Here is a 10,336-nt window from a genome sequence, read left to right on the forward strand (position 1 = left end):
CAATAAATTTGCATGCAGCTATGCACTTTATGCATACCTTATATAAGTCGCTATTTCTAGAAATTTTTTTCATAGCTAATTTGCCTATTTTTTATACCAAAGTCGTATAGTAGTATTAGATTGATATACCATTTATTGATATCTGACCATTTTAAGTTCAAGGATGAACAAGTGCGTAGAAAAATACCTTCCCTGCAAGCGCTGATCTGTTTCGAAACTGCTGCACGTCATGCCAGTTATACCTATGCTGCACAGGAACTGTTTTTAACCCAAAGTGCAGTTTCACGCCAGATCCAGCAACTGGAGGAGTATTTAGGCACGGCTTTATTTACCCGTACGCGGCATGGTGTAGAACTCAATCATGCTGGACAGCAATATTTAAAAAGTATCACTCCGCATCTCAAAGGACTGGAACAGTCAACCCTAGACGTCATTACGCATCAAGGGCGCGGCGGTACTTTAAAACTGGGCGTAGTGCCTACGTTTGCGACTCGCTGGCTATTACCTAAACTCCAGAGCTTTAATCGGCTGTATCCTGAAATTACGATACATCTGGAAACCAGCACCCGCCCTTTTCTGTTTCAGGAACAGATTTTCGATGCTGCTATTTATGCAGGAACACCTCAACAGGTCGAACAATGGCCGGGTACACATAGCCATTTTCTAATGCATGAAGATGTAGTTGCTGTCTGTGCACCTGACCTGATTCAACAGTATTTTCCCAATGCACAGAAGATTAATGATTACAGCTATGACTTAAGTGCTGAACAATTGGTTCAACTTCCTTTATTACAGCAAACCACCCGGCCGAATATCTGGGAAGACTGGTTCAAGTTACATCAGATCCAGCATCCGAATCCTTTGCAGGGGCAACGACATGAACTGTTTTCTATGCTCGCTGTAGTGGCTAGCCATGGCATGGGAATGGCCTTGATTCCACAAATGCTAATTGAAAAAGAATTAAAGTGGCAGGAATTGGTGCTGGTATCCAGCAAGACCTTAGAAAGGAAACGAGGCTATTATCTGGTCCATTCCAGCCAAGAAAGCTCACCGCTGATTGAAAAATTTGTTGCATGGATACAACAGGAAATTCAAGGCAGCCTTCCATCTGAGTCTGAGCTATAAACCCCAATGAATAGACCATAAAAAACCCCGATCAATGATCGGGGTTTTTCGTATCTGGCGGAAGCGGTGAGATTCGAACTCACGGAGGGGTATAAGCCCTCGTCGGTTTTCAAGACCGGTGCATTAAACCGCTCTGCCACGCTTCCATGGCCGCCATCATATAAATATTTCTGTTTCTTGGCAATAAATTTTCGCAAAACTTCTGTAAAAATCAGTTCATTCAGTCAAAAATCAGACGAAAATTTTAGAGTAGATAAAATTTTATACATAAGATTTAGGGGCTGATATTTTTATTTTAAGGATGAAATTTAATCCCTATATTTACATCATTTTGAACAATGGAAATTTAAAATCATTTTAATGAGTTAAAAATAAAAACCCCGATCAATGATCGGGGTTTTCGTATCTGGCGGAAGCGGTGAGATTCGAACTCACGGAGGGGTATAAGCCCTCGTCGGTTTTCAAGACCGGTGCATTAAACCGCTCTGCCACGCTTCCATGGCCGCCATCATATAAATAAAAATTGCGCTTGGCAAATATTTTTCCAATTTCTCTGCATCAACTGCGCAAAATAAAATCAATTTCATTAATCTTCTGAATTTTCTGGCTTTTCATAGCGAATTGAATTGATAAACCAGAGTTTCTTGCCGGATGGTGTCATCACCTCAGCCTCATCATCCACTGACTTGCCTAACAGGGCACGCGCCATTGGGGAATCAATCGAAATATGCTGCGGATGATGATCATAAATTTCATCGACACCCACAATCCGAAGACTCTTCTGCTCACCCTGTTCATTTTCAATTTCGACCCAGGCACCAAAATAAACTTTGCCTTCCTGTTCAGGAGAAAAATCAACAATTCGCAGCTCTTCCAGACGCTTGCCCAGATAACGAACCCGACGATCAATTTTACGTAAAAGCTGTTTGTTATACTGGTAATCTGCGTTTTCCGAACGGTCGCCGAGACTGGCTGCCCAGTTCACTTTTTTGGTAATTTCAGGACGTTCCTCATGCCAGAGATTTTTAAGTTCTGCCACCAATTTGTCGTGTCCACCACGGGTAATCAGGTTAGATTTCATGTGTTTTAATTGCCAATTTTGAACCAGTTTTTAGACATTAAGAGCTTATTTTATTTGGAGTTTTAGGACAAGCCAGAATATGCAATTTTTTTCTTCAATAAATTTAATAACTTAAATTACATTTAAAAAATAAATTATGTACAAAATTTGACAATTCATTTTTTGATCTTTAATATGCACCCTACTTTTGGAATCGCTTATTTTTTAATCTATGTAGTTTTTCTACATATTTCCCGATCAATTTAGTCATTTTTGAATGACGTCATGACTGCCCAACCCTTATTGAATTTATCAAACTTTTAAAAGTTTCTGGCTAGTATTGGCTGTGATTTTTAGGGCATAAATTACTTGTAGCGGAGACAACATGCACAGTAGTTCAACCACTGGGTCGAGGCTTTGCCTTAGCTCTTTTATCTCTTCTCTCCCTGTAAAAGCACTGGTACTGAGTACGGCACTTATCCCCTTTCATAGTATCAATGCCACTAAAACCACATTTCAATATGATCATGTGGTCAATAGCAACAAACTCACCGTCGTCGCAGTTCAAAGTCCAACGACTGTGTTTCAGGATGGACAACATCAGCATGGTTTTGGTTATGACCTGGTTCGCAACTATGCCAACAGCCTGAATGTTAAGCTGGATTTTAAAACTGTTCCGGATAATGCCACGGCCCTGAAATGGGTAGCGCAGGGCAAAGCCAATCTGGCCATGACCACGACTGATCTGGGTACGATTGAACAACAGCGTTTAACGGCTTTTTCTGCCACTTGTGGTGATGAGTCTTCACTGGCCAGTAATGGACTGAATGCCAATCTGAATCTGGTATTTAAATCAGCCAGTGATCCCTTGAGTCAAACCGCCAGTGCTTTTGTATGTCAAGGCAAACAAAGCGGTGCGATCAAGCAGCTTGCATCCTTCTACAATCAGAATGTGGTAGAAGAACATTCTTGGGATGAAATTCAACAGGACCTGAACCAGCGACTCCCCACATACAAGGCGAGCTTCCAGAAATCTGCTCAGCAGTACGATCTGGACTGGCACCTGCTCGCCGCGATCGGTTACCAGGAATCCTATCTAAAGCCAAACTCCGTATCTCCCACCGGTGTCCGCGGTCTGATGATGCTCACAAGCTCTACCGCAAAAGCGATGGGGGTTAGTAACCGGACAGACCCAGGCGAAAGTATTGATGGGGGTGCCAAATACTATGACCAGATGCTGAGCCGTTATGAACATATCCCTTATCCGGATCGTAACTGGTTTGCTTTAGTTGCCTATAACATGGGCCCAGGTGCTGTGAATCAGCTGCAAAAACGTATTCAGGCCCAAGGCAAGAATCCGAATAACTGGGTAAACCTGTATGCTTATCTGGAACAGAATAAAGCCAGTAATGGTCGTTACCGTCAGGCCCTGCAATACGTGACCCGTATCCGTGCCTATCTGGAACACATCAAGACTACTCCACAGCTGGTGAATATTTAAGCCTGATCAATTTAAATCTAGTTATTCAGCCATAAAAAAAGCTTACCTCAGGGTAAGCTTTTTTTGTTACTACAGCTTTTTAGATCAAGACTATTAAGCTGTGGTATTTTCAAGTACTTTCTTGAACAGGTCTTTTTGTGCTTGGCTTGGCTTCGCTGTTTGCAATGCCATCAATTGAGACATATCGCCTTGCACCTTGATTTTACCTGTCATGAAGGCTTGCATTGCAGCCGCCATATCAAACTCAAGGAAAACTTTACGTAAGGTTTCACCATCCATGTTCAATGTTGTTTTCGCATTTGGAGATAAACCTTTTTTAATCGCGCCACCTTCCAAAGATAATTCTGTATTACCTGTAGTGTCTGCAACGACCAAATTAATTGCCAGATTCGCCAAAGCAGGTGGCAAATCCAAATCACCAGCTTGTGCAGTGAGCGTGTCTACAGTCGAAAACCAATCATCAGTTAAAAAAGCAGGCATGATCTTTCCTCAATTTATTTATTCATTTGTGTCGACTATCCAGACGACATCAGGTTGAAGCTATTATGCTTGTGACTTGTTATAACATGATCATTATGGCAAAGGCTAACGAATTTTGTACGCACCGTTCAATTTTTATAGTTCTTATCTTGTGTTATTTTTGATTCAGGCATCGGCCGTAGCCCATGCCTGTATCGGCTTAACTTTATATAGGTCGATTAGTCCGCTGCAAAGCCCAAATTGACCATATTGATGCGGCGGTTCTCACCTTCTACCGCCTCTTCAGTTGAACAGCTGCCTTTGAAATCGAATTCGCGCTGGCTATCCAGAATTTCAAAATCAAATAATTCGCGGTCAACTAACTGAGATGGTGAAACATTTTGCAAGGCACCAAAGATGCTGTGCAGACGTTTTGGATGTGCATTATCCCATTCACGTAACATGTCATTGATAATGGCACGTTGAAGATTTTCCTGAGAGCCACATAAATTACATGGAATAATTGGAAATTGACGCATCTGTGCATATTTGATGATGTCTTTTTCTTCCACATAGGCCAATGGACGAATCAGGATATTCTTTTTGTCAGAAGACAGCAGTTTTGGCGGCATGGCTTTCAGGCTGCCCCCATGGAACAGGTTCAGGAAGAATGTTGCCAAAATATCATCACGGTGATGACCCAGCGCCACTTTAGTCGCCCCAATTTCCTGAGCAAAACCGTACAAAGAACCACGGCGCAGACGTGAACATACTGCACAGTAAGTCTTACCTTCCGGTGTCAGTTTTTTGGTAATGCTGTAGGTATCTTTTTCCAAGATGTAATACGGAATGTTATTTTCTTCTAAATAACGCGGTAATACATCTTCCGGGAAACCGGGCTGTTTCTGGTCCAGGTTAACCGCCACCACATCAAAGTTGATTGGTGCAATGCGTTTAAACTGAAGGAGGATATCAAGCAAGGTATAACTGTCTTTACCACCAGAAATACACACCATGACCTTGTCGCCGTCTTCAATCATCTTGAAGTCGCGAATGGCATGTCCGACCTGGCGGCGAAGCTTCTTCAACAAACGGTAGTAGGCAGAGCTTGTTGGCAGTTCAGGTTTGAAATTAAATCCTTGCTCGGATTCAACTGGCGAGTACATAGACGAGAATAACCCATAAATAGAAATACCGCGCAATTTTAGCTGATTCGGTTCCGTATCGCATCAAAAGAATTTATTTTCATACAAATGCCATATTAGTTTCATTTTCATGTTTTATTTAGATTGATATATTGAACGATTTAGTTCAATTTTTAAGCGAGATGCTTATCTTTTGGACTTTTCCACAGTTGTCCACAAAAGCTGTGGATAACTTTGTGGATTGAAATGGACTTGACAACTTGTTCACCTCAAAATTTAAGGCTTTTCTTTAAATTGATCATTTTTTAATCAATTTATTTTATAATTAAAATCAATAACTTAAAGCTGTCAACCCTAAGGTTTTAAATTAAATAAAAAAAATATTTTAATGTTCAAAATATTGACAGCTGTTCCCGTTTACATACTCGTTTATAAATGCAGCGTATAAGGCTGTGCATTACGTAATTTTTTGTTAAACTCATCCATGAATTTTTCTAGCTTATTATTTATCAAATATAAACAATGAAAATAAAGACGTATTTCTTGGGGTGTCAACTGATCGGTAGCTTGCTTATGCTGGGCTGCAGTCATTTGGTGTATGCCGGCGAAACCATCTATCAGTTGCGTGATAAAAACGGCAGTACCTTATTGACCAATAAGAAGAGCCGTTATAATCATCTTCAGGTCGAAAAGAAGACTTATTATCCGGATAGCAATATTCATAGCTATAGTAACTGGGGCAGCAGCGAGTCGTCAGTTTTGCCTAGCTATAGCAAGAATAAGAACGCTTTTGATTCGATCATTCGTCAGGCCGCCCAGACTTATGGTGTGTCTGAAGGTTTAATTAAAGCAGTCATGCATACTGAATCCGGCTTTAATACCCATGCCCGCTCCCCTGTGGGTGCACAAGGTTTGATGCAGCTGATGCCGGCCACAGCACGTCGCTTTAATGTCAGCAATGCCTATGATCCTCATCAGAATATTATGGCGGGTGCTAAATATCTGGCTTGGTTATTAAAGCGTTTTAATGGCAATACCAGCCTGGCACTGGCGGGCTACAATGCCGGTGAAGGCAATGTCAGCAAATATGGTGGAATCCCGCCTTTCCGGGAGACTCAGGATTATGTACGCCGTGTGACCAGCCGTTATCAAAATCTGTATACTCATGGCCTGAGTGCAAGTACAACCACGTCTAGCACATCATCCAGTGAAGGTCGCATCATTGCCAGTTCAGCGAACTACTCCAATGATAGCAGCAGTACTTCACACATTCAGGCAGCCAAGTATCAGCGTCAGATTATTATGAATGCTGATGGCAGTTATACCGATGCACCGATGGGTTCTTATGCAACGGCGAATGCAACAGCAGCAGCTAAAATTTATTTAAGTGAATAAATAAATCAAAATCATTTGATTCTAAATAGCCTTAGCGAAAATGCAGCAAAAAATAAAGCTGTGTTTTGTGATCTAGGGCCATTTTTTTTCTTGAATTTTTAGTCATTTCACCCCATATTGATTTCAATGATTTTCATTTGCTAATCAGATTATTTTTTTATAATAAGAGGATTTCTCAATGATGCGGATTGGTTTGTTCTTGCTAACCAACCTCGCGGTACTGGTTGTAGCTGGCATTATCCTGTCACTCTTCGGTGTCGGTAGTTACCATGGCGCGGGTGGCTTGAATCTAGGCAACCTGTTGGTGATCTGTTTTGTGTTCGGTATGGTGGGATCACTGATTTCCCTGTTCATGTCTAAATGGATGGCGAAAAAAACAACCGGTACTGAACTGATTGACCCAAATGCCCCTCGTAACCAGGCAGAAGCATGGTTATTACAAGAAGTTGCGCAACTTTCTCAGCGCGCTGGCATTAAAATGCCGGAAGTGGGTATTTTCCCATCTTATCAGTCAAATGCCTTTGCAACAGGCTGGAACAAGAACGATGCGCTCGTGTCTGTGTCCACGGGTCTGCTTGAACGCATGAATAAAGACGAACTTCGTGCGGTACTGGCACACGAGATTGGTCACGTTGCCAATGGCGATATGGTGACACTGGCCTTGATCCAAGGTGTAGTCAACACATTTGTCATGTTCTTTGCCCGTGTAGTTGGCGACTTTGTAGACCGTACGATCTTCGGTCGTGAAGAAGGTGAGGCACCGGGTATTGGCTATTTTGTGATTACCATTGTGCTGGATATCGTATTTGGTATTATGGCTTCAGCGATCGTGCTGTGGTTCTCACGCTACCGTGAGTATCGTGCTGATGAAGCAGGTGCACGTTTGGCAGGCAAACAGGCGATGATTTCAGCGTTATTACGTTTACAGGCGGAATCAGAAATGCCGGATACTATGCCGAAAGAAATGAAAGCCTTTGCAATTTCTGCTGGTCAGGAACAAGGTTTTAGTCTGGCGGCACTGTTCCAGACTCACCCAACGATTGAACAACGTGTTGCTGCTTTGCAACAACTCGATTGCCCTTAAGCAACGCATTGATTGCTTGATAGAAAAAAGCCTGCATTTGCAGGCTTTTTTATTAAGTTTAGGTTTATAAACCTTCAGGCTTTAAACCATTGAAAGAGCTGCATTGTGCCCCAGCCAATGGCCATAATTAACAGAATCAAAAAGAAAGTTCCTAAGATATCTGGTAGATGAATCCAGATCCAGGCCACCACAGGATTACGCCAGAAAGCAGATTGCTGTTGTCTGCGTTCCAAACTTTCATGCAGAAATGGATGTACCACATGATGATCGGTACGGATCTGGTATTCGTCCCGGATATGCTGATGCACAATATCCAGTGCCTTACGGCTAGGACGAATAAAAATATCAAATATTGTTCCTGCTACAGGAATAAAGCCGACCACAGCATCCATGACGGCCATTTTCAGGACTGGCTTTAATTTTTCACTTGGCACCCCGATCTGACGGGCTTTATAAATCGCATAACTGGTCAATACAAAACCTGCGATATCTCCAGCTACCGGAATGGTACTCAAAGCAGCATCTGCCCCGACGCCCTGCTTGGTAAATGGAATCCGTACCACCGAATCCATCATATTGGCAAACTTGGCCAGATCCCGCTCCAGACGAATGACATCCTGTTGGCTCAATTTATTTTTTTGTCCGGGATCAGGCATAGGTTCTTCCAGAAATGAAGCTGATGTAATTGAGCATAAAGTATTTTTTCTATTTAAGCTGTAATTGCTAGGTATTTAAAACAATAATTGAGAGGCAATAAACAAGTAAATAATCACCCCAGTGGCATCACAAATCGACGTTACCAGCGGTGCTGATGCACTGGCTGGGTCCATTTTCAGCTTGTTGAGAATAAAGGGTAAACTCATGCCAATCAGACAGCCCATCAGCACAATACCTAACATACTTAAAGCAAGTACGATGGCGACCATCCAGTCACCTCGAATATAACCCAAGATTGATACAGCAATGGCCATCGTTCCACCCAGACATAACGCAACCAAGGATTCACGACCCAGCAGGCTAAACCAGTCCTTAAACTGCACATTGCCTGTTGCCAAGGCACGCACCATCAAGGTGGCAGATTGTGAGCCAGCATTCCCGCCACTTCCCACCAACAATGGCAAGAAAAATACCAGCACAATATGAGTGGAAATAATATCTTCAAAATGGGCAATCCCGATTCCAGAGAGCAGACTGCCAAACACTAGGATAACCAGCCAGAATACGCGTTTTTGATACAGTCTGAGAATCGGTGCAGTTTTCAGGCTCAGCTCATTCAAAGGCGTCACTGCACCAGATTTTAAAATATCCTCGGTGCTTTCTGCCTCTGCAATATCCATGGCATCATCATAAGTAATAATCCCGACCAGCTTTTGAGTCGCGTCGACCACAGGCAAGGCAATAAAATCATAATAGGCCAAGGTACGGGCGACCTGCTCCTGATCCTCATCCACAGTGGCATAGACTACATCTGTGGTCATGACCTCATTAATGGTGGCATCCGGCCGTGCCTGAATAATTTGTCGCAAGGAAATTACGCCGAGCAGATGCTGTTTCTCATCCACGATATAGATCAGATATAAAGTGTCATGATTCCCCGCAATATCACGTAGCGTTTCAATCGCCTCAGTCATGCTCAGCTCGGGAGCAAGCGTGACGAAGTCTGAACTCATTAATGCACCGGCAGTTTCTTCCGGATAAGCATGCAGCTCTCGTAGGGTTTGTAGCGACTGGGTGGATAATTTTCCAAGTAACTGCTGCTGCACTTCACAGGGCATCTGCTTGTATAAATCAATGAAGTCATCGGAATGCATGGCATCCATCAGACTGGCCAGTTGTTCCAGAGGAAATTGATAGGCCAGCTGGATTTGTATGGCCAGTGGCAAGTACTCCAGCACTTCTGCCTGACGTTCCAACTGCTTGAAATGGTGACAGCGTTCTGCTGGTCCAAGCTCAGACAAAATTCTGGCCTGATCGGCAATATTCAGCTTTTGTAGAAGCTGATGAATATTATTTTCCCCTGTCAGCAGAGCCTCATGTAGTTGCTGTATTTTTTCTTGGTGCTGCATTCCCATACCATCATTCCATGCAGGTATGAAACATACCCGTCCTAGAGTGAGTATTCCTCATTTTCCTGATTGATTTGTATAACTTTATTTGTTGCTTTGACACGAAACAGGTTTCGGATTAACACATACATAAACGGGATAAAGAATAATACCAAAATAGTTGCAAAAATGACCCCGTCCAAAATGCTGGCACCAATTTCCTGACGGCTGATCGCACTGACCCCAGAAGCAAAAATCAAAGGAATCACTCCCGCAGCAAAAGCAATAGAAGTCATGAGAATAGGCCGTAAGCGCAAACTTGCTCCTTCTAAGGCTGCAGCTATAGCTGTTTTTCCTGCTTTCTCTGCCTGTGCAGCAAACTCCACAATCAGAATTAATGCCAGTCAGTTAAGAAATTGACTGGCATTTTCTTGGGTATTTCAGTGGTTTACCTTTCACAACTCTTGGGCAACTTCTAACCCTCCTCTCAGGCAAAACATACCTCCTAGATTTCTCCAGTAA

The 10,336-nt window shown here is 42.7% G+C and carries 9 protein-coding genes, 2 tRNA genes and 1 pseudogene; 4 read left to right on the forward strand and 8 right to left on the reverse strand.

Translation table 11 applies throughout. From position 1 onward, the window contains the following. The first annotated feature begins 171 nt into the window (after positions 1–171). Positions 172–1,125: a LysR substrate-binding domain-containing protein gene (locus FTV18_RS05710; RefSeq protein ID WP_180017011.1), complete on the forward strand. Its 954-nt coding sequence runs from the start codon at positions 172–174 to the stop codon at positions 1,123–1,125. Positions 1,126–1,180: 55 nt separating this feature from the next. Here the strand turns inward: FTV18_RS05710 and FTV18_RS05715 are convergent. The 3 genes from FTV18_RS05715 to greB all read right to left on the reverse strand — a co-directional run bounded on the left by FTV18_RS05715 (position 1,181) and on the right by greB (position 2,206). Further along, positions 1,181–1,271 (reverse strand) — tRNA-Ser (locus FTV18_RS05715). 261 nt (positions 1,272–1,532) lie between these two features. Further along, positions 1,533–1,623 (reverse strand) — tRNA-Ser (locus FTV18_RS05720). Between the two features lie 88 nt (positions 1,624–1,711). Then, entirely contained in the window at positions 1,712–2,206 is a 495-nt protein-coding gene (gene greB / locus FTV18_RS05725; RefSeq protein ID WP_159123487.1) for a transcription elongation factor GreB, read from the reverse strand. Positions 2,207–2,570: 364 nt separating this feature from the next. On the opposite strand from greB, the gene FTV18_RS05730 reads away from it, so the two are divergent. Next, positions 2,571–3,686, forward strand: a complete 1,116-nt coding sequence (locus tag FTV18_RS05730; protein WP_180010616.1) for a transglycosylase SLT domain-containing protein — start codon at positions 2,571–2,573, stop codon at positions 3,684–3,686. 93 nt (positions 3,687–3,779) lie between these two features. Here FTV18_RS05730 and FTV18_RS05735 read toward each other — a convergent pair whose 3' ends face one another. Next, positions 3,780–4,166 (reverse strand): SCP2 sterol-binding domain-containing protein, encoded by a 387-nt coding sequence (locus tag FTV18_RS05735; RefSeq protein WP_004784757.1) that lies wholly within the window; start codon positions 4,164–4,166, stop codon positions 3,780–3,782. A 218-nt stretch (positions 4,167–4,384) separates the two neighbouring features. Then, positions 4,385–5,311, reverse strand: coding sequence for a tRNA 2-thiocytidine(32) synthetase TtcA (ttcA, locus tag FTV18_RS05740; protein WP_005236792.1), 927 nt, complete (start codon positions 5,309–5,311; stop codon positions 4,385–4,387). Positions 5,312–5,812: 501 nt separating this feature from the next. On the opposite strand from ttcA, the gene FTV18_RS05745 reads away from it, so the two are divergent. After that, entirely contained in the window at positions 5,813–6,685 is an 873-nt protein-coding gene (locus FTV18_RS05745; RefSeq protein ID WP_218945528.1) for a lytic transglycosylase domain-containing protein, read from the forward strand. Between the two features lie 178 nt (positions 6,686–6,863). Next, positions 6,864–7,769 (forward strand): protease HtpX, encoded by a 906-nt coding sequence (gene htpX, locus FTV18_RS05750; RefSeq protein WP_005236795.1) that lies wholly within the window; start codon positions 6,864–6,866, stop codon positions 7,767–7,769. Positions 7,770–7,843: 74 nt separating this feature from the next. On the opposite strand, the gene FTV18_RS05755 is transcribed toward htpX, so the two are convergent. From FTV18_RS05755 to FTV18_RS05765, 3 genes and pseudogenes are all read right to left on the reverse strand, one after another. Then, complete coding sequence (locus tag FTV18_RS05755; RefSeq protein ID WP_005236796.1) at positions 7,844–8,425, reverse strand: DUF4112 domain-containing protein; 582 nt, start codon at positions 8,423–8,425, stop codon at positions 7,844–7,846. A 75-nt stretch (positions 8,426–8,500) separates the two neighbouring features. Continuing rightward, complete coding sequence (gene mgtE / locus FTV18_RS05760; protein WP_180017017.1) at positions 8,501–9,835, reverse strand: magnesium transporter; 1,335 nt, start codon at positions 9,833–9,835, stop codon at positions 8,501–8,503. 41 nt (positions 9,836–9,876) lie between these two features. Further along, positions 9,877–10,209: pseudogene (locus tag FTV18_RS05765) on the reverse strand (efflux RND transporter permease subunit); the annotation flags it as partial. Between the last annotated feature and the right edge of the window lie 127 nt (positions 10,210–10,336).

This window comes from Acinetobacter sp. YH12241 (assembly GCF_013417535.1).
GTDB lineage: Bacteria > Pseudomonadota > Gammaproteobacteria > Pseudomonadales > Moraxellaceae > Acinetobacter.